At 45.7% G+C, this 18,900-nt stretch carries 19 protein-coding genes; 11 read left to right on the top strand and 8 right to left on the bottom strand.

Going from position 1 to position 18,900, the window contains the following annotated elements:
• Positions 1-149: 149 nt before the first annotated feature.
• A complete protein-coding gene (locus AB1L17_RS24205; RefSeq protein WP_412847624.1) occupies positions 150-932 on the bottom strand; it encodes a hypothetical protein in 783 nt (260 codons plus the stop codon).
• Positions 933-1,251: 319 nt separating this feature from the next.
• On the opposite strand from AB1L17_RS24205, the gene AB1L17_RS24200 reads away from it, so the two are divergent.
• On the top strand, positions 1,252-3,228 hold the full coding sequence (locus AB1L17_RS24200) for a methyl-accepting chemotaxis protein (RefSeq protein WP_412847625.1): 1,977 nt from the start codon (positions 1,252-1,254) through the stop codon (positions 3,226-3,228).
• A 69-nt stretch (positions 3,229-3,297) separates the two neighbouring features.
• Here AB1L17_RS24200 and AB1L17_RS24195 read toward each other — a convergent pair whose 3' ends face one another.
• Positions 3,298-3,879 carry a TetR/AcrR family transcriptional regulator gene (locus AB1L17_RS24195; protein WP_412847626.1) on the bottom strand — a complete coding sequence of 194 codons (582 nt, stop codon included), beginning with the start codon at positions 3,877-3,879 and terminating at the stop codon, positions 3,298-3,300.
• 210 nt (positions 3,880-4,089) lie between these two features.
• On the opposite strand from AB1L17_RS24195, the gene AB1L17_RS24190 reads away from it, so the two are divergent.
• Complete coding sequence (locus tag AB1L17_RS24190; protein ID WP_412847627.1) at positions 4,090-5,301, top strand: MFS transporter; 1,212 nt, start codon at positions 4,090-4,092, stop codon at positions 5,299-5,301.
• Positions 5,302-5,425: 124 nt separating this feature from the next.
• Positions 5,426-6,547, top strand: coding sequence for an LLM class flavin-dependent oxidoreductase (locus tag AB1L17_RS24185; protein WP_412847628.1), 1,122 nt, complete (start codon positions 5,426-5,428; stop codon positions 6,545-6,547).
• 102 nt (positions 6,548-6,649) lie between these two features.
• Here the strand turns inward: AB1L17_RS24185 and AB1L17_RS24180 are convergent, their stop codons facing one another.
• Positions 6,650-6,994 (bottom strand): carboxymuconolactone decarboxylase family protein, encoded by a 345-nt coding sequence (locus AB1L17_RS24180; protein ID WP_412847629.1) that lies wholly within the window; start codon positions 6,992-6,994, stop codon positions 6,650-6,652.
• A 387-nt stretch (positions 6,995-7,381) separates the two neighbouring features.
• Here AB1L17_RS24180 and AB1L17_RS24175 point away from each other — a divergent pair, with 387 nt between their 5' ends.
• Complete coding sequence (locus AB1L17_RS24175) at positions 7,382-8,761, top strand: amino acid permease (protein ID WP_412847630.1); 1,380 nt, start codon at positions 7,382-7,384, stop codon at positions 8,759-8,761.
• 267 nt (positions 8,762-9,028) lie between these two features.
• Positions 9,029-9,553 (top strand): DUF420 domain-containing protein, encoded by a 525-nt coding sequence (locus AB1L17_RS24170; protein ID WP_106657414.1) that lies wholly within the window; start codon positions 9,029-9,031, stop codon positions 9,551-9,553.
• A gap of 53 nt (positions 9,554-9,606) precedes the next feature.
• On the opposite strand, the gene AB1L17_RS24165 is transcribed toward AB1L17_RS24170, so the two are convergent.
• The 3 genes from AB1L17_RS24165 to mphJ form a co-directional block, all read right to left on the bottom strand.
• Entirely contained in the window at positions 9,607-10,116 is a 510-nt protein-coding gene (locus AB1L17_RS24165; protein WP_412847631.1) for a PepSY domain-containing protein, read from the bottom strand.
• Positions 10,117-10,236: 120 nt separating this feature from the next.
• Positions 10,237-10,554 carry a hypothetical protein gene (locus AB1L17_RS24160; RefSeq protein ID WP_412847632.1) on the bottom strand — a complete coding sequence of 106 codons (318 nt, stop codon included), beginning with the start codon at positions 10,552-10,554 and terminating at the stop codon, positions 10,237-10,239.
• A 142-nt stretch (positions 10,555-10,696) separates the two neighbouring features.
• Positions 10,697-11,620: a macrolide 2'-phosphotransferase MphJ gene (gene mphJ / locus AB1L17_RS24155; RefSeq protein ID WP_412847633.1), complete on the bottom strand. Its 924-nt coding sequence runs from the start codon at positions 11,618-11,620 to the stop codon at positions 10,697-10,699.
• A gap of 227 nt (positions 11,621-11,847) precedes the next feature.
• Between mphJ and AB1L17_RS24150 the strand changes: the two genes are divergently transcribed.
• Both AB1L17_RS24150 and AB1L17_RS24145 read left to right on the top strand, forming a co-directional pair.
• Positions 11,848-12,609: an exodeoxyribonuclease III gene (locus tag AB1L17_RS24150; protein WP_412847634.1), complete on the top strand. Its 762-nt coding sequence runs from the start codon at positions 11,848-11,850 to the stop codon at positions 12,607-12,609.
• A 236-nt stretch (positions 12,610-12,845) separates the two neighbouring features.
• Positions 12,846-14,156, top strand: a complete 1,311-nt coding sequence (locus tag AB1L17_RS24145) for a hemolysin family protein (RefSeq protein ID WP_412847635.1) — start codon at positions 12,846-12,848, stop codon at positions 14,154-14,156.
• A gap of 88 nt (positions 14,157-14,244) precedes the next feature.
• Here the strand turns inward: AB1L17_RS24145 and AB1L17_RS24140 are convergent, their stop codons facing one another.
• Positions 14,245-14,796 (bottom strand): dihydrofolate reductase family protein, encoded by a 552-nt coding sequence (locus tag AB1L17_RS24140; protein ID WP_412847636.1) that lies wholly within the window; start codon positions 14,794-14,796, stop codon positions 14,245-14,247.
• A gap of 132 nt (positions 14,797-14,928) precedes the next feature.
• Between AB1L17_RS24140 and AB1L17_RS24135 the strand changes: the two genes are divergently transcribed.
• The 4 genes from AB1L17_RS24135 (at position 14,929) to AB1L17_RS24120 (ending at position 17,798) form a co-directional block, all read left to right on the top strand.
• A complete protein-coding gene (locus AB1L17_RS24135) occupies positions 14,929-15,387 on the top strand; it encodes a MarR family winged helix-turn-helix transcriptional regulator (protein ID WP_412847637.1) in 459 nt (152 codons plus the stop codon).
• Positions 15,388-15,516: 129 nt separating this feature from the next.
• On the top strand, positions 15,517-16,923 hold the full coding sequence (locus AB1L17_RS24130; protein WP_412847638.1) for an alpha/beta hydrolase family protein: 1,407 nt from the start codon (positions 15,517-15,519) through the stop codon (positions 16,921-16,923).
• A gap of 35 nt (positions 16,924-16,958) precedes the next feature.
• On the top strand, positions 16,959-17,549 hold the full coding sequence (locus AB1L17_RS24125; RefSeq protein WP_412847639.1) for a DUF1989 domain-containing protein: 591 nt from the start codon (positions 16,959-16,961) through the stop codon (positions 17,547-17,549).
• A 6-nt stretch (positions 17,550-17,555) separates the two neighbouring features.
• Entirely contained in the window at positions 17,556-17,798 is a 243-nt protein-coding gene (locus AB1L17_RS24120) for a DUF402 domain-containing protein (protein ID WP_412847640.1), read from the top strand.
• A gap of 44 nt (positions 17,799-17,842) precedes the next feature.
• On the opposite strand, the gene AB1L17_RS24115 is transcribed toward AB1L17_RS24120, so the two are convergent.
• The gene (locus AB1L17_RS24115; RefSeq protein ID WP_412847641.1) at positions 17,843-18,853 is read right to left on the bottom strand and encodes an alpha/beta fold hydrolase; all 1,011 of its coding nucleotides are present in this window, start codon (positions 18,851-18,853) and stop codon (positions 17,843-17,845) included.
• Between the last annotated feature and the right edge of the window lie 47 nt (positions 18,854-18,900).

The following is an 18,900-nucleotide window of genomic DNA, read 5'->3' as shown; positions in this document are numbered from 1 at the left end:
TCGTGAACAACTACATAGTTTCAAACAACTGTTTAACGTCCACATTGACCCTCGTTTGACTGGATTTCCCGGTATTTTCCTCTGAAAACAAACCGAAAAAACCCCCAGGGCTGCTACTGTGTAGCCGCCGGAGGCTTCTTGCTTACAGCTTAGGCAATCCAATCGATGGTTGCTCCAGAAACGTACTTGTTTTCCATTCGTTGCTGCAGATAAGGGTTTCTGTTTTGCTCATCGAGTTGCTTTTCGTCAGGGGAACGGTCTGCCTGTTCAGCTTCTTTAGCATCCTCAATCTTTTGGTCTATCTCGCCCGCCATCTTCAGCAGTTTGCCATCCAAGCCTTCTGCTTTCCGCTTCAGTTCTCTGGACCTCGTAAAATCCCCGTCCTTCGATGCGGGCTCCCACGCTTTCGATTCTATTTCCAAGGTGATTTGTGCACGTTTTACACTGTTTACCTTCTTGAGCTCGTTGCTTGCCGTTAGAACAGCCTGGAGGGTAGGGGAGGATTGTGGAAGCTCATCTTGCTGCTTCGCGGAATCAGAAGCATTCTTTTCCTTGCTCTCTTCATCCGTGCCCCTTGCCTTGCGTTGTTCTTCCAACTGGATCTGTTTCATTTGCGTATCGAGTTCCTCGATCTGCTTGTCCATCTCATCCAGTCGTTCCTTCATCACTTTCGGATCGGTTTGCTTTTCGAGTGCATCCGTATAATAGTTGTTTCGTCTCTCCAGCATCGCTTGCTTTTGTTCCATCAGGCTTTGCAGCATCTTGTTCGGAGTGTTTTTGCCATGGCTTAGCTGTAGGCCTTGCTGGCTAATCGTCACATGATCCTGCTTTTTGTTACGTTCTTGCTCGTTTGCTTTCGTCTGGGTGTAAGTTCCTGCACGATTATATGGGGCTTGGGAGCCAATTGCATATCTAGGTGTAACAGACAACATGAATGATTGTTACCTCCTTTCATGAATCGAGTCGTTAGCCAAAACTTACAACCAATCCAGACTATGGATTACTGATTTCTGGTTATTAACTGTATCGGTAAGCGGTTTTCCAAATTTTACATTGAAGTTTCAAAGGGGTAGTAATAGGGAAAATATACTTGGCATGAACTAGGAGTTGGCCAGCACAGTTATGGCTCGGCCGTCTATCAGCACGCCTTCAGACGACCTGTGAGGCGGTATTTGAGCTGCAAAAAACGGTTTATTCTGTTGCTCTCACAGCAGCTAGTTATCTTACTTCCTAAGAGAGGAGTCATCACAGATGATCAAAAAAATGTTTACCAGCTATAAAGCATCGTTATCCAAGCAGATGCTGTTTTTTCTAGTCTTGCTAATCGTTGTTCCCTCCCTTCTACTGAGTCTTTCCTTGACACAATTGGCACGCAACCAGCTGGAGCGCGAATTATTGTCCCAAGTCGAATCGGTAACGACGATGATTACCAACGTTCTCAATAATTCGTACAGTGATTATTCCGTTACCATGGATAGCTTTGCCGACGTTCAAGTTCCACCAGGACAAAAAGCGGAGGATTATATCTACGAGCGTATACGCAATATCGAGAAGGACATCGATAATGTTTTGGCTGCATTTATGTACTACGACAATCGATACTACAACTCTGCGAAAAAGGAAATTGATCCGACTACGCGCGATTGGTACAAGGAAGCGATTCAGCATAAAGGGCAGATCATTGTGACGCCACCTTACGTCGACGCGATCAGCGGAGGCTACGTAATTACGTTTGCCAAGACGCTCCCTGACGGTGCAGGGGTAGCGGGCCTCGACGTCTCCATCGATCACTTAAACGAGCTGGTGAAGACGTACAAGATCGGAGAAAAGGGATATGTCAGTTTGTTCGACCAGAACAACGTGACACTGTCGCATCCGCGATTCCAACAAGGCAAGCCGCTTGAAGATGAGCGCTTCCAAGTGATGCGTGATCAAGCGCAGGGCTCTTTCGAAATGGATGATGAAGAGCTACGAGAATACTACCACTTCAACAAGCAAAACTCACTCGGATTGAACGTCGTTTCCGTGATCGATTGGAGTGAAATTCAGCAAAAAACAGGGCCGCTTTTGCGGATTTCGTTCATGTTCATCGTACTTCTGCTTGCCTTGATTGCATTGTTTGTGTGGATATTCATGAAGCGGACGGTGCGACCTGTCCTGCAATTGAAGCAACTGACCGACGCGATTGCTGAGGGAGATTTGACGGTCCGATCCATCGAGAGCGGAAGAACGGATGAGATCGGGCAGCTGCAAACCAACTTCAATGTGATGTCGCAATCGTTGTCCGATGTACTGCGTCAAATTACCGATCATTCCGAGCAAATATCTGCTTCCTCGCAGCATTTGTCTGCGAATTCGGAGCAAAACGTGCAAACGATTGAACAAGTCGCTGCCTCCATGCAAGAAATAGCGACCATGTCATCTGATATGAACCAGAGCATAGACAGCGTGAAGCAATCGGCGACGCAAGCCCAGCAGGAGCTGGATGATGCCATCCGCATCCTGCGTGAGAGCACCGAAATGTCGCAGTTTATCACTGTTCTGGCTAATAACGGCGAGGAGTCTCTTGGAGCGGCGAGACAACAAGTAGATATGATCGTCGAGCATTCTAATCGCTCGAAAGATGAGATGGAGGAGTTAAACCGAGTTGCGAAAGAAATTAGTGGGGTGACGAATTTCATCCAGGATATTGCCTCCCAAACGAATTTGCTTGCGCTGAATGCCGCCGTTGAAGCTGCGCGTGCCGGCCAGGAAGGTCGCGGATTCGCCGTCGTTGCCGATGAGGTACGCAAGCTTGCAGATCAGACAGGCTCTGCTGCCGAGAAGATCGACACTTTAATCGGGCAGGTTCAGGGACGTGTCCTTCATATGGTTAGACGTACGGAGGAAGGCGTGGAATCTGCTACAGCCGGAAGCGATCTGACTAAATCGGTTGAGCAGCGTTTTACAGAGATGTATGAGGCAATTAACCGCATTGACGCGCATCTCGGTCAAGTGGCCCGCGTCAGCGAACGGTTGATGCAGTCGAATACTTCGATGATTGCAGCGTTTGGTGAATCGAGTGCCATGAGCCAAGCGACTGCACAAGAGGTTGACCAAGTCGCTGCTGCCAGCGAAGAACAGAACGCTTCGATGGAGGAAGTTGCGTCTTCGGCTACACATCTTGCCAGCATCTCCGAAGAGCTGCAGTCATTGGTGCTGCGCTTTAAATTGGAGCGTAAACAATAGTTCTAGCGATAGGTATTAAGAAGACCAACAAGACGTTGGTCTTTTTTTCGTCCAAGCTGATCCGGATCGTTACTTAAGTAACGTAAGCATGACTTCTATTGAGTTATCGACAAATGACCGATTTGGACGAGATTTTATGAATACAGTCAGTCCAATTAACGATACGATAAGCGCCTGTGCAATAGCCTTCGCGTCTGTACTCGAATCCAGCTCACCTGATTGTATACCTCGTTCGATCGTTTCTTGAAAGATGACAGAGAGGTACATTTGGTGTTCCCTTGTCAGAATCTCAAATTTTTCATCATGAGGGGCAAGTTCGACCATGGTATTGATGCAAAAGCATCCACGACTGAGACTTTCCGTATATTCCGCATCGACTACCTCTGCAAAAAAATGGCGAAATGCCTCTTTCACAGATGGATTGCTTTGAAGCTTGGTCCGTGCCTCGGCAGCACGAGACATCGTGTATTTGCGTAGAGCGGCTTCGAACAATTCTTTTTTGTCACCAAAGGTTGAGTATATACTTGGCCGTTGGATACCCATTCTGGAAGTTAAATCACTTAAGGAGGTAGCCTCATACCCCTTTTCCCAAAAGAGCTGCATAGCTGCATCTAGTACTTTTTCTTCGTCAAATTCGCGTGTTCTTGCCATATAGAAATTCCTTTCATTTGTACTGAACGGTATTTTATATTTTATTGTGATTCCTATGTTTTGTCAAATTCATAGCGGTTTATTCTGGACGAAAAAGAATGTTATTGACAGAAAAATAACCAGTGGGATATATTTACTGGGCATAATAACGTACCGATCGGTATGGAATTTGCTCGATACGTAAAATGAATGGAGGTAAGGTGAAGACAGATGAAGGAGGTTATAGAAAAGGTAACGGCGCAAGGCTCTCCCATGCCTCGCTATGTAACACTTTTGTTTGCGGTTGCTTGCGGGATGTCCGTTGCGAATATCTACTACGCACAACCACTACTTGATCATTTGTCGAGTGAGTTCGGTATTGACCATTCCGTCATTGGGATTCTCATTACCATTACGCAAATCTTCTATGCATTAGGACTGTTGCTGCTAGTGCCGCTTGGCGATTTACTGAACCAACGCCGATTGATTCTTGGTCAGATGTTTGTATCTGTGGTAGCTCTGGTTATCGTTGGGACTGCCTCCACCAGCACGATACTATTCGCAGGTATAGCTGTGGTGGGATTGCTTGCCGTTGTGACACAGACGATCGTTGCATTCGCGGCGACAATGGCTGACCCTGCTGAGCGAGGGCGGGTTGTTGGAGTAGTAACAAGTGGAATCGTCATTGGCATACTTCTAGCACGAACCATTGCAGGAATATTAACTGACCTTGCGGGTTGGCGTTCCGTATATCTAGCCTCTGCTGCGTTCATGCTTCTAGTGGTTTGCGTGTTATTCAGGGTGCTGCCAAGTATGGAGCGAGAGGTAAAACCACTATCCTATCCCCAGTTGATTAAGTCGGTGCTTTTGTTGTTCGCACAAGAACGGTTATTACGCATTCGTTCTGTTCTGGCTATGCTGATTTTTGCTGCCTTTAGCATTTTGTGGACGCCATTAGTACTGCCGCTTAGTGCGCCGCCATTATCTCTGTCGCATACGGCAATCGGGGCGTTTGGTCTGGCAGGAGTTGCAGGAGCATTAGCTGCAGCAAGGGCAGGGAAGCTTGCCGATCAAGGTTACGGACAGAGAACGACGGGCGTTTCTTTGAGCCTATTGTTACTATCCTGGCTGCTCATCAGTTATACAGAACAGTCGCTATTTGCGTTGGCCATTGGCATTGTGTTACTTGATTTGGCCGTACAGGCCGTGCATGTTACGAATCAAAGTATGATCTTCACGTTGGGTGCAGAGGCGCGTAGTCGGCTCACAGCCGGATACATGGTTTTCTATTCGATCGGCTCTGCTACCGGCTCGATTACCTCGACCTATACATATGCACATTATGGCTGGGAGGGAGTATGCTTGCTCGGGGCCTCTGTCAGTGCGTTGGCTCTGCTGTACTGGGCGATGACCAGAAGCGTTACGGCTGCCACAAGAAAATAGAGTTACTTAATAACTAGCTTGAAAAGAACTGTGCATATAGTTTGAAGTGGAGATATATGATATTGAACTATTTTTCTTTCAGAGCGATTGACTCATACAAGTTTTGAAAAAGGAGAGATGGTCTGTGGAGATAGGGATTACTTCGTTTGTGGAAACGACGCCGGATGTTCAGTCAGGTGAAGTAATGAGCCACGCACAGCGATTGCGTGAAGTTGTCGAGGAAATCGTCCTTGCCGATCAGGTAGGACTGGATGTATTTGGCATAGGTGAACATCATCGCAAGGATTATGCAGCTTCTTCTCCAGCAATGGTGCTGTCTGCGGCTGCGCCACTAACAAAAAGGATTCGGCTGACCAGTGCAGTGACAGTTCTCTCTTCAGCTGATCCCGTGCGTGTTTTTCAGGATTTTGCTACACTCGATGGCATTTCAAATGGCCGTGCAGAGATTATGGCTGGACGGGGTTCCTTTATCGAGTCGTTTCCCCTATTCGGCTATGACTTGAATGACTACGATGAGCTGTTTGATGAACATCTGGAACTGCTCCTGAAAATACAGGCGTCCGAAACAGTAACCTGGAGGGGCGGGCATCGTCCAGCCATTAACCATTTGGGTGTGTATCCACGGCCCGTTCAGAATCCGTTACCCATATGGATTGGCAGCGGAGGCAATCAAGAGTCTGTTGTCCGGGCAGGTCTGCTAGGATTGCCACTGATGCTGGCGATCATCGGTGGAAGTCCGAGGCAGTTTGCACCCCTCGTGCAGCTCTACAAGAAAGTGGCGGCGCACGCAGGTCATGACGTATCGCGGCTTACGGTTGGGTCACATTCACTCGGATTTGTTGCAGAAGATACGGAGCTGGCGGCTGATACATTCTTTCCTTCTACGCAAGCAGGTATGAATAAAATCGGAAGGGAGCGGGGCTGGGCGCATTATAACCGTGCTAGCTTTGATGCTGCGCGAAGCTTTGAAGGTGCAATGTATGTGGGTGATCCAGAGACAGTGGCCCAAAAGATCATTCACCTTCGCAAAAATGTAGGCATGACGCGCTTTATGATGTATGTGCCAATATCCACTATGCCACATGATCAGGTAATGAGATCCATCGAGCTATTAGGAACAGCGGTAGCGCCTCGGGTGCGAGAGGAAATAGCCAAGTGGGAAGCAGAGACGCTGCAAGGAAGAGTCAGCGCGTCAGCCAAAGCTATATCGACGCGATGGCAAGAGCGCTTCATCCAAAATAAGTAAGGAGACAAAAAGCACAACAACCGAACGAGGGAGATCTCGGCGATTGTTGTGCTTTTGTAAGTTCTTATAACCGCAGAGGTACATTTATTTTCGGTCATCTTCTTATTGAATCGTTTCCTGTTTTTCCTTCATCACTTCATTGATTAATATGACTCCATGGGAAAGGGTCGTTCCGCCGCCAAATGCTCCGGCTACCGCTACTGTTTCAGCAATTTCTTTTTGGGAAACTCCGTCGTTGAGAGCTGCTTCCAAATGATAGACAATGCAGTGCTCATTTCCAGAGTAAAGGGAGATGGCCAGTGCCTGTAAATGCTTATGCTTGGATGACAATTCACCGGACGAAAAGCATTGGCTGGTGAATTCGTTATATGCTCGCAAGGCCTCTGGCATCAGCTGTCCAAAAGCTTGCAGTCCTTCAAGATACTGTTCGGACAAATAGTGCTCCATGGTTCCATTTCCTCCTAATGTAAAATCGCTGATAGTATTTCATTGCTGGGAAATTTTCATACTGTTGATCCTTTATGGAGGTAGGATCACATCTGGAATTGATTGATTTGTCATGTATTTTTTCTTCTTCTTGAATACAAATATATTTGGTTATCAAGTATTTTCCTTGTAAATATATTTGTCGATATTATAAAAACATATTAAAATATATGAAGTAATCACAAATATAGCGTAAAACAAGCGAGGTGAATAATCTTACTAACTAGTAGGAATCCTTGATAAGAAGTGAAGAGAGAGTTATGGGGCAGTTTATTAATCAATAAAAATAGGAATGACTAGAAGCTTTCCTAAAATACCGCCAACAGCAGAGAGGAAGAGGAAGCTCACGTGGAAAACAAAGAACTGAAGAGAGGCTTAGAAGCGCGTCATATTCAGATGATTGCTTTGGGCGGTACGATTGGTGTTGGGCTATTTATGGGGTCAGCTAGTACGATTAAATGGACAGGCCCGTCCGTTATGCTCGCTTATGCAATTGTAGGAATTTTTATTTTTTTCATCATGCGTGCCATGGGCGAAATGCTTTATTTGGAGCCGAGTACAGGTTCATTTGCGACCTTTGGACATAAGTATATCCATCCGTTAGCAGGTTATATGACGGCTTGGAGTAACTGGTTCCAGTGGGTCATTGTCGGGATGGCGGAAATCATCGCCGTTGGAACGTATATGAAGTACTGGTTTCCGGATTTACCCGCTTGGATTCCAGGCATTATTGCTATGGTGATTCTCGGTGCCGCGAATTTGGTCTCAGTGAAATCATTTGGTGAATTTGAATTTTGGTTTGCCATGATCAAAATTGTAACCATCGTGTTGATGATTATTGCAGGATTCGGACTGATTTTCTTTGGGATTGGCAACGGAGGAATTCCAATCGGATTATCAAATCTGTGGGAGCATGGCGGATTCTTTACTGGCGGTTGGACGGGCTTTTTCTTCGCTCTCTCCTTAGTGATTGGGGCCTATCAAGGTGTCGAGCTAATCGGGATTACAGCAGGGGAAGCAAAAGACCCGAAGAAGACATTAACGAGTGCGATCCAAAGCATCATTTGGCGTATCTTGATCTTCTATATTGGTGCGATTTTTGTTATTGTAACCGTTTACCCTTGGGATGAATTGCAGGCAATCGGCAGTCCGTTCGTAGCAACTTTTGCGAAAATTGGTATTACCGCTGCGGCAGGACTCATTAACTTTGTCGTGATCACTGCCGCCATGTCTGGCTGTAATAGTGGGATTTATAGTGCAGGGCGTATGCTTTATACACTAGGCGTCAATGGACAAGCACCTAAAGTTTTTACGAAGCTGTCTTCGAATGGAGTACCGTTGCTAGGTACAATTGGTGTGCTTGTAGGTTTGGGCATTGGGGTTATCTTGAGCTACATTGCGCCCGAAAATCTCTTCGTGTATGTATACAGTGCGAGTGTACTGCCAGGTATGGTTCCATGGTTTGTCATTTTGATCAGTCAAATCAGATTCCGGAAAGCAAAAGGTGCTGAAATGGACAGCCATCCATTCAAAATGCCTTTTGCCCCAGTGACGAACTACCTGACTATTGCTTTCCTCATCATGGTCCTCATCGGTATGTGGATCAATGATGAGACACGTATCTCTCTGATTGCAGGGATTGGTTTCTTGGGGATCGTGGTCATCAGCTTTTTTGCGCTAGGAGTTGGCAAAGCGGTTCCGCTGAGCGAACAGGAAAACAAGAAGTAAGACAGAGGAGACCAACATTTGTTGGTCTTTTTTCTGTGAAAAAACGACTCGACGTTTTTCATAAAAGTGGATTTTGAACGTTTGAGGTCAAACAAAACATCATGACCGTTTTGTTCATCATTTCGCCTTTGTACCGCGTACACACTTCGTTTATCATAAGGATGACTGGATTGGCTATCAGTCTTCTGGAGCCAATGTCCTGACTCGTCAATGGGTAAACTATAAGCGGGATACTCATTCATGATCTGAGAAAAAAGGAGCATTAGAATGAAACAACGCAACTATACACCGATTATTGTTATTCTCACCATAGCGATTAACACGCTTATCGCGATCTTGTACTTCATGCCGAAGAATAATGATTTCAGCCATCTCGACCTTACATTTTTGCCGTTTTTTAATGCGGTCATGAACAGCTTTACCTTTGTATTTCTGGTTGCTGCGCTTGTATCCATCGTGAAGTACAAAAACATTAAGATGCACCGGGGATATATTTTTGCAGCCTTCTCCACAACAGCTCTCTTCCTGGTTTCGTATGTGATCTACCACGGGATGGCACCTAGCACTTCCTTCGGGGGAGAGGGGATTCTGCGCCCGATCTATTACTTCATTTTGATTACACATATCCTGTTGTCGGCGATTATCGTTCCTTTTGCGCTGATTACGACTGCACGTGGACTCAACATGAAAGTGGAAAAGCATAAAAAAATCGCCCGCTGGACGATGCCGATGTGGCTGTATGTCAGTGCGACGGGTGTCATCGTTTACATTATGATTTCTCCGTACTATTAATACAAAAAAGAGCATTAGCTTCAGCAGCTAATGCTCTTTTTTTATGCAAAGACTTATATTTTCGATTCGCGTTTCTTAAACCAGCGTTTGGGCAGGAAGTAAATAAGCCCTGACAAGACGAGAAAGGCGGTTAAGATAGAGATAATCTCTAAAACCGTCACATAATTAAGGTCTTCCCATTCTCCCACATGCAATCCATAGAAGAAATCTAAAATAGGATCTTGTTTGAGCGCAGTAATATGCCCGTCAGCAGAAACGGTCAGTCGTAGAATAGGATCTCGATTGACGTAGACTTTAAAGGAGTCACCTGATTTTGCGATCGATCTGATTTCATTCCACGAATATTCCCCAGTTTCCACTAACTTCGCTCCCACATAGGCAATGGTTAGCTCTTCTGACTGAGCGGGTACCTCAATCATCGTGGTTTTTAAGTCTGTGGCTTTTTCCTGATACCAAGGGACATTTAACAGCAGATAACCAGTAACGGCCCACATGAGTAAAAATAGGCTGACGACTAGTCCGATGTAGCGGTGGAAGTTACGGTTCCACTTCTTAAATAGCATGCAGGTTACTCCTCTCGATGACGTTCTTGATGATTATATAAACTTTGTTGATAAAAGGAGATGGCTCAGATGAGCTATTTTACTTGAACAATTCGTGAACCGGGCAAATGCAAACGGCGTTTACCAGTCCCATTGGCTTTTCTTGATTCCAAGACTTACGGCGAGTACAGAAGCAATCGGTTGCTTGATGGGTGCAAGCGAATCAGCTGTGCAGCTCGATTCTGGCTGATAATTCAGCTCTTGAGCTTTTTGTATATCGGCTTCGGCGAGATTGTTCGTTTTGTTTGCTTGCTCATAACAGGGCGGTGAGATGTAAGTCTTGTGCGTATGCTCCAAGATCAATCGTGTATCGGGGGAGGGGCTTACCTCCATAGGAATGGAAAGCACTCCTGCTATTACGACAACAGCACCTATGCCAATAAGAGGGCCTCGCTTCATCACATTCACTCCAACCTTTTTTAGGGTAGTCCGAATTAGCCGATTTATTGTATCACCTTATTGCCAAGACAGTAATGGCTCATTGTAGCTATTTACATAGAAAAACCACCGCTCCATATCTGGAACGATGGTTCAATATCCATTAAGAGAGCTCTTTGCCGTTTTCGTCGACACCTAATGCTTGTCGTGCCATGGTCTTAAACTCTTCCAACCCGGATTTCAACGCAAAGGTGGCAAGAATGACGGGATACGCTGATGTCATTTCTGCGATATGCTCATGCATACGTGGCCATATACGGCCTCCTGCTTTCTCATACCGTTTGATGAAATCAGCCAAGCCAGTATCTCCAAACAACATGTAAAAGACAGTAAAGTCAGTCGCCGGATCAGCTACCTCGGCCTCCGTCCAATCGAGAAGTCCAGTTACCTTGCCTGTTTCATCAACAAGGATATGCCCAGGATGGAGGTCACCGTGTACGAGAGTGGAGTGAGTAGGCCAGAATGTATCATCTGCAAGCCAACTTTGCCAACGATCCCATAGCGCTTGAGAAACTCCAAAGGCGCGTTTGGCTTCATTCATCTTTTCTCGAAGGCTTGCTCGTACCTCGCTAGGCTGCTTGACCCGGACGCCAGCATCTCGTGTCAGGTCATGATGAATGCCGTGTAATTCCGCCAATACTTCTGCCCATGATTGTATGCAGAGCTCAGGGAGAGATTCAGGATTCAGGTACCAATCATAGCTCATTGTTTCCATATTAGTAGTCGCCATCGGAGTACCGCTCAAGATTGGATAAGCGATAAATTCAGATGTGTGAACCTGCCAATCAGGTACTTCTACACTCAGATGATTGGCTACGAGGTCTAATACCTTTTTCTCGTAACGAGCTGTCTCTACGACATCATCTCGTCGCGGTTGGCGCAATACCCATGAGACGCCATCCATCGTACTTACAAAAATCGCAAGGAAATCTAAGCCCGATTCATTGACCTTCGCTGTATGTGGGTCTACCAGGATTCCGTGCTTTTTCGCGATAGCAAGCATTTGCTCTACATTGTTTTTAGACATAACAAAAACACCTCATTCATGAATAGTTAAAATCAGCGAAACACAAATAAACCCATCCCAATTCCTTTTTGAAAAAATGGTTGAGCCTGTATGCGGTCTTATCGATCTTAACGAAGTCTCATGAATGCGATGCCCATTGCAATGTCCATCATCGTAACCTCCTATAATTGAAAACAAAGATAGTGTACCATAGAATCTAACGAATGGCGACGAGGAGATTAGTGATCATGAAATTCATTTCTTGGAATGTAAACGGACTTCGTGCATGTGTGAATAAAGGGTTTTATGAATACTTCAAGGAAGCGAACGCAGATATATTTTGCATGCAGGAAACGAAGCTCCAGGAAGGGCAAATCGAGATGGAGATCGGCGAGGAGTACCATCAATATTGGAATTACGCCGAGAAAAAGGGGTATTCGGGCACGGCCGTTTTTACGAAAATCGAACCGCTGTCTGTACGTTACGGCTTGGAGGAAGACCATGAGCCTGAGGGGCGAATCATTACGTTGGAGTTCCAGGATTTCTATTTGGTAACGGTCTACACCCCGAATGCGAAGCGTGATCTGTCGAGATTGGATTATCGGCTGGAATGGGAAGAGCGGTTTCGGAATTACTTGCTGCAGCTGGATGCGAAGAAGCCCGTTGTGGTTTGTGGGGATCTGAATGTCGCACATCAAGAGATTGACTTGAAAAATGCGAAGTCCAATCGCAATAATTCTGGCTTTACTCCTGAAGAGCGTGAGAAGATGACGCGCTTGCTGGGAGCTGGGTTTGTTGATACATATCGGTATTTTTATCCGGATCGGACGGACGCTTATACGTGGTGGTCGTTTATGCCAAAAGTAAGAGAGCGGAATATCGGATGGCGGATTGATTACTTCCTGGCTTCTGAGAGACTTGCTCCAGTGCTGCTAGGAGCGGGTATTGATGCGCAGGTAATGGGAAGCGATCATTGTCCGGTCGTGTTGGAGTTAGGGAAAATCGAATAAAGAGCAGAGGGAGGGGAAGGATATGGGTAATCTCTTCCCTTTGCTTTGTTTACAGGGAGTATGCATTGCCTATAGTCAGCAATTGTGAGGGTGAGTGACCTGAAATAGCAAAACTGCCTATAATCAAACAATTAAGACGAAATTGGATATAAGCGAACGTTGATGTGAGGGAGTAGAGTTTCGTACAATAAATGCGTACGACTACAAAATGATGAGGGGATAGGATATTGCTAACCATGAATTTGTTACTAATTGCTTTTCTGATTTTTGCTACTGCTTTTTTTGTGGCAACTGAATTCGCAATTGTAAAGCTTCGCCCAAGCCGTGTAGACCAACTGGTCATGGAAGGGAGAAAGAATGCTCTTGCCGTTCAGAAAGTAGTTAGTAACTTGGATGGGTATCTGTCTGCGTGTCAATTGGGGATTACGTTGACAGCCATTGGTTTGGGGGTATTGGGAAAACCGACGATTGAAAGTATCATCAGTCCTTTTCTTACGCCTTATTTACCCGAACAAGTCGTTGCAGTTCTGTCGTTTGTGATTGCTTACTCCATCGTAACTTTTCTACATGTGGTTGTCGGGGAACTGGCGCCGAAAACAGTGGCAATCCAAAAGGCCGAAGCGGTTAGCTTACTGTGTGCGAAACCCATTATTTGGTTCTATAAATTGATGTACCCTGCGATCTGGGTGCTGAATGGTTCCGCTGCTCTCCTAGTGCGTTCATTTGGTATGAAACCTACCAAGGAGCATGAAGAAAGCCACTCAGAAGAAGAGCTGCGCATCATTCTGACGGAAAGCTACGAGAGCGGAAAAATCAATCAATCCGAGTATGGATACGTCAGCAACATCTTTGCTTTTGATGAGATGCTGGCCCGCGAGATTATGGTTCCGCGAACAGATATGAGTTGCTTGCACAAAGAATATACCCTTGAGCAAAATTTGCGGATCATGAAGGAAGAGCAATACACCCGTTTCCCGGTTATTTCGCAAAACAAGGATCATATTATCGGGATGATTAACACAAAAGAGTTCTTTCTGAATTATACCGATGATCCAAATTTGGACATTTCCAAGCTGATCCGACCGTTTTTAACGGTTTCGGAGGCTACACCTGTAAAAGATCTATTGAAAAAAATGCAGAAACAAAGAACGCATATTGCCATCCTGATTGACGAATATGGCGGAACCTCCGGAATGGTTACGATCGAAGATATTTTGGAGGAAATTGTGGGTGAAATCCGTGATGAGTTCGACGCGGAGGAAAAAGCAGAAATCGAAATCGTGGAAGAGAACAGCCATGTGATTGTAGACGGCAAGGTACTGCTCTCCGAGGTGAACGATTTGCTTGACGCCACTATTAATGAAGAAGAGCTGGATACTATCGGGGGGTGGTTGTACAGCCAAAATCCGACGCTCAAGGAAGGTATCCAATGGCAATACGAGGATCTCGTCTTTACGATCAGAAAGAAAGACAAGCATCGCATACGGAAAATAGAAATTCAAAAGGCATCGGAAGTTCCAGCTCGGGAGCTGCAGGATGTAACGTAATCAAAAGATGGGGATTCCCCATCTTTTTTCTATGTGTAAGCACGGAAACGGGCCGAATGATCCGGTCCCGTTTCTTTATGAAGCAATCCTACGTATAAATGATATTGTAAGTAGATTTAATGACTCCGTTCTCGTACTGTTTCATGTCCAGTAAATCTAGTTTGAGACGTGGCTTCACACTGCCGAATAGAGGTGTACCTTCCCCGACCATTACCGGATTCACTTTCAGAACCAATTGATCAATTAGTTGATGTGTCAGCAAAGCTCCTGCCAATTCACCGCCGCCACATAGCCACAGCTTGCCGTTTTCTTGCTGTTTGAGAATCTTGACGAATTCTACGGCATCGCCTTTGATCAGTTCAACTTCAGCATTGGACTCAAACTGCATGGAGCTAGAGAAAATATAGTGCTTGATCCCCTTATAGCCTGGTTCGCCCGGCTTCGCACCGAATTGAAATCCAAATTCGTATGTTTTTGCGCCCATCAATACGGCATCATATTGCTGAATTTCGGATAAAAAGTCCGGTACATGTTCTCCTTCAAATAAAAAGAGCGTGCTGTCGATATTTCCGTCCATCATGGCTTGATCCGCAATGAAATTGTCCAGCGAAACGGCAACATGGTACGTTAGGGTAGCCATTCAGAGATCCCTCCTTTTTCGTACTTCCATTTTATGTGAAACAAGCTGGTATTTGAACACCTTGGATTGACATAGTCGTAAAATATCGTGTAACTTAATAGTTAAGATAACTTAATTATTGGTGGTGGTTAAATGAATGAGGAGCTTATTGCTTTTGTCCGGGAGCTAAACGAAATCGAGTATGCCTGCCAGGCGATGCTGACGCAAGAATACGCGGATGTGCTGGATGAGACGATTACGAATAACCAGATCATTATGATTAACCTGTTGCATGATCGCGGTCGTCTGCTCACTGGTGAATTGGCGAAGCTAATGAACATCACGGCAAGTGCAATCAGCCAAATGCTGAACAAGATGGAGAAACGAAATCTCGTTAAACGCTCGATTAATCCCGGGAATCGCCGGGAAATTTTTGTGGAACTGGATACTGCCGGAGTGAACTATATCGCAACAAGCCGCAAGATTGAATTGTCGATCATAGAGCGCTTCTATTCCAAGCTTCCTTACGAAGATCTGGTAGCGCTAAAGGAAATTATGTTGAGATTCCGGCGAATTATTGAGGAAGAGCAGACGCGGAAGACAGTAGAATAATTACGAAACAAGGGTAGCGGCTGGGGCACCAGGAGACTGGCATATGCCCTGTCCAACCTCTGTTTTATATTTAAGTATAATTAAATATTAATCTACATTAATAATTCGGTTGAAGGAGGCAGCATCATTATGCGGATTTTTGAAGTTATGTTTGTCATTTTGGCCATAGGCTTATTGTGGTACTTGATTTGGTCTCGCAAAGCTCCAGGGCGGCTATTTTTATGGGGAATGCCTATTGTGCTGGTCGGTACAGGGCTGTTTCACCTAATTTTTGAAAAGGCGCGTTGGCAAATGGGTCCAGCTTATTTGGTTGCACTAATCGCCCTATGTATGTACGCAGCCAGGGCTTACCGGAACACGATAAAGGATAGAGCATGGAAGAAGTCTCTTTTACTCAGTGTGCCGGCTTTTCTGCTCAGCACAATCGCCATTTGCCTGCCATTTTTGTTACCTGTCTTTTCCTTTGAGAGACCAACTGGCGCTCATCGGGTAGGAACGGCGAACTACACATGGTCGGACAACTCTCGCATAGGGAGTGACGGGACTTCCAGAAAGATCAATGTGCAGATTTGGTATCCAACTGATTCGTCATCTTCTGCTACTCCGGGTAAATACATTTCCAATCTTCCAGCGTTTGCCAAAGCTGTCGAGGAGCAGTACGGATTTGCTGGGAAAGTATTGAGCTACCTCGAACAGGTGGAGACGCATACTTACGCAGGTGCTTCCTTCGCTGCGGACTTACAAGAAGCACCAGTCATTTTCTTATCGCACGGGAATATGCTAGGCAGCCGCTTCACGAATACGTTTCAAGCGATTGAATTAGCCAGCCACGGTTATATTGTAGCGGCGGTCGAGCATCCTGGGACGGCGATGCTGTCTGTTTATCCAGATGGCAGCTATGCTCCTTTCATAGACACCAGCTCTCATCTCCCTATGAAATACAACGTACAGAACGATGCTTCTATTCCTGTAATCAAGGAGCAGACGCAGGATATCGAATTTGCTCTTCAGCAGCTTATGGATATGAGTGAAGGTGTAACGGAGAGTCCGTTTATCCATCGAGCTGACTTTTCCAGTGTGGGCATCATCGGACACTCCTTTGGGGGTGCAACTGCGGTGGATGTTCTATACAATAATCCCGCATTTAAAGCAGGAATTAATATGGATGGCTACTTGTACGGTGAGGAACGTGACAAGCCGATAACGCAACCGCTGATGATCATGAACGGAGGCTTCACATTAACAGAACTGGAGGATTCGCCGGAGATGAAGCTAGCCGAAGAAGAGCGGCGAGAGCGAGTATTAGCTCAGTCAGGTGTGGAGGTGGATATTCGGCAGGCGGGGCATCTCAGCTTCACAGATTTTCCTCTGTATTCACCACTGATGGAAGCACTTAGTCCTGAAGTACGGCGCAATCACAGCATTATTAACGAACTATCGCGTGCCTTCATGGATCGGAACCTTAAAGGTAATCCAAATATTTCCTATTTAGATGTTGTGGAGCGCTATCCAGATGTTACGATAAGGATGAAGTGATGTATTTCCCAATAAGAAAAGAGACTTCGTTTGCTATGAGAGAAATCCTGATCGAAAAACAAACCGGGACAGCATTTCGAATAAAAAGCGGGGAACATTTTTCCGTAATCGATATAGAGGGACAGCAGGTAGCTGATCTTTTTGCAGTGAATGCTGCTGCCTTTGACGAGTTTTTTTCAGCGGCTGTGACGATTGATTGCAAGGAAGCTTTCGTTGTCTCGACAGGGGATATACTGTACAGCAATAAATATCAGCCCATGCTTACGATTATAGAAGATGAAGTAGGGGTGCATGATCTCATCTTCCCGGCGTGTAGAGCGGAAACCTACCAGCATTTCTTCAACGAGTCGCAAAGGCACAGCAATTGCTTTGATAATTTGAATGGAAGCTTAGGGCAATTTCTAATACCAGCTTTTCCTACGATTCAGCCTTTCAATATTTTCATGAATACAACGGTTACGCCAGACAGAAAGATTATAATCAATCCACCAATCTCAAAGGCGGGCGATAAAATTACGTTTCGAGCAGAGATGGATGTAGTCGTTGGTATATCGGCTTGCAGTGTGATAGAAGGGCCATGCAATGGGTGGAGATGTAAGCCTGTTTTAGTGCAGATTTTGGGATGAAAGCTGATGGATGATTTGTATTTGGATATCGTTGTATTGCCGACGGGGGAAGTTGTGCAAAAGGATGCGGATGAGCTTGAGGAAGCTTTGATAAATAGAGAAATCAACAATCGTCAATACCGATTAGCGTGTGAAGAGGCTGCGAAGGTTATTGCTGACATAAAGGGCGGGAGCTTTCGGTTGTTGAATCTATCAGAAAGTCATAAACAATTATTAGTTGGTCTCCCGGTTCAGAAGGGTGAAAAATAGGACACCTGCATAAGCGCTTAGGTGTCCTGTAGTTTTTGAATCAATTAGTTTTTCTCCAACAATTCTTTCAAGGCGCCATCAATAAACTCCGCATCCACACGATTTAATCCAAACCCAGCCAAGTGCCCCCAAATCGATTCAATCGGCTGAAAAGTGGCATTCGGCATTTGCCTTGTCTCATATTCACTATCTTCTGGCGTGAAATACAAATCAGTCCGTACGGGCATCACAACGCTACGTGCTTGAATACTTTGCAGAGCCGCCTCAAAGTCGCAAGCATACATCTCATTCTTGCTAATATCGGCATGCTGCCACGTCCACATCATTGCCAGCAGATCGTTGGCATCAGACTGAAGAAAGCTCTCCTCCCAAAATCCCGAGATAAACGCGGAAAGCGACTCATATCCTAGCTCCTTATAGCACTCTTCGCGGTAAAATGGCTGAGAAAACCCCCAGCTCGCATAGACGCGACCCAATGTACGCAATCCCACTTCGGGAGGTACTGTGTACTGTCCGTTATACCACGCAGCATCCGCTTGCAATGCTGCCCGGATTCCTTCGATTAAGACAATGTTATGTGGCCACGTTTTTGCGGTACCTGCAAAAGGAGCCAATCGCTCAACCATATCTGGGTAACCCGCTGCCCATTGAAAAGCCTGAATGGCCCCCATCGACCAACCGGTTGCCAACGCTATTTTTCGAATGCCAAACCGTTCCGTAATCAATCGATACTGAAGTGCGACATTATCGTAGATCGTGACGTTCGGAAAATTGGCCTGATCATACGGGCTTGCCGTGTTGCTCGGGGAGGAGGATAGCCCGTTTCCGAGCATATTGGGAATGATGGTGAAATATTGCTTCGGGTTCAAGGCTTTATCTTCCCCGATGAGCCATTCATTTTGGTAATGCTGGTCTCCAAACGACGTAGGAAATATAATGACATTATCCTTGGCGGCGTTGAGCGTGCCATACGTTTTGTAAGCGATAAATGCATTCGGCAGTGTCGCTCCTGACTGCAAGCGCACAGCTCCCAAGTGAAAAATTTCGTAATCCATCTCGCAGAGCTCCTTTATGTGTCATATTTTTTTCAACTATAAACGTT

It is taken from the genome of Brevibacillus jepli, assembly GCF_047229145.1.
GTDB lineage: Bacteria > Bacillota > Bacilli > Brevibacillales > Brevibacillaceae > Brevibacillus.
The sequence above is the reverse complement of the archived record's forward strand: the minus strand, read 5'-3'. Positions and strand labels throughout refer to the sequence as shown.

Excerpts from the sequence above, each read along its gene's own strand:
- AB1L17_RS24205 (WP_412847624.1), bottom strand. The coding sequence starts at position 932 with ATGTTGTCTGTTACACCTAGATATGCAATTGGCTCCCAAGCCCCATAT.
- AB1L17_RS24200 (WP_412847625.1), top strand. The coding sequence starts at position 1,252 with ATGATCAAAAAAATGTTTACCAGCTATAAAGCATCGTTATCCAAGCAG.
- AB1L17_RS24195 (WP_412847626.1), bottom strand. The coding sequence starts at position 3,879 with ATGGCAAGAACACGCGAATTTGACGAAGAAAAAGTACTAGATGCAGCT.
- AB1L17_RS24190 (WP_412847627.1), top strand. The coding sequence starts at position 4,090 with ATGAAGGAGGTTATAGAAAAGGTAACGGCGCAAGGCTCTCCCATGCCT.
- AB1L17_RS24180 (WP_412847629.1), bottom strand. The coding sequence starts at position 6,994 with ATGGAGCACTATTTGTCCGAACAGTATCTTGAAGGACTGCAAGCTTTT.
- AB1L17_RS24170 (WP_106657414.1), top strand. The coding sequence starts at position 9,029 with ATGAAACAACGCAACTATACACCGATTATTGTTATTCTCACCATAGCG.
- AB1L17_RS24165 (WP_412847631.1), bottom strand. The coding sequence starts at position 10,116 with ATGCTATTTAAGAAGTGGAACCGTAACTTCCACCGCTACATCGGACTA.
- AB1L17_RS24160 (WP_412847632.1), bottom strand. The coding sequence starts at position 10,554 with ATGAAGCGAGGCCCTCTTATTGGCATAGGTGCTGTTGTCGTAATAGCA.
- mphJ (WP_412847633.1), bottom strand. The coding sequence starts at position 11,620 with ATGTCTAAAAACAATGTAGAGCAAATGCTTGCTATCGCGAAAAAGCAC.
- AB1L17_RS24150 (WP_412847634.1), top strand. The coding sequence starts at position 11,848 with ATGAAATTCATTTCTTGGAATGTAAACGGACTTCGTGCATGTGTGAAT.
- AB1L17_RS24145 (WP_412847635.1), top strand. The coding sequence starts at position 12,846 with ATGAATTTGTTACTAATTGCTTTTCTGATTTTTGCTACTGCTTTTTTT.
- AB1L17_RS24140 (WP_412847636.1), bottom strand. The coding sequence starts at position 14,796 with ATGGCTACCCTAACGTACCATGTTGCCGTTTCGCTGGACAATTTCATT.
- AB1L17_RS24135 (WP_412847637.1), top strand. The coding sequence starts at position 14,929 with ATGAATGAGGAGCTTATTGCTTTTGTCCGGGAGCTAAACGAAATCGAG.
- AB1L17_RS24130 (WP_412847638.1), top strand. The coding sequence starts at position 15,517 with ATGCGGATTTTTGAAGTTATGTTTGTCATTTTGGCCATAGGCTTATTG.
- AB1L17_RS24125 (WP_412847639.1), top strand. The coding sequence starts at position 16,959 with ATGAGAGAAATCCTGATCGAAAAACAAACCGGGACAGCATTTCGAATA.
- AB1L17_RS24120 (WP_412847640.1), top strand. The coding sequence starts at position 17,556 with ATGGATGATTTGTATTTGGATATCGTTGTATTGCCGACGGGGGAAGTT.
- AB1L17_RS24115 (WP_412847641.1), bottom strand. The coding sequence starts at position 18,853 with ATGGATTACGAAATTTTTCACTTGGGAGCTGTGCGCTTGCAGTCAGGA.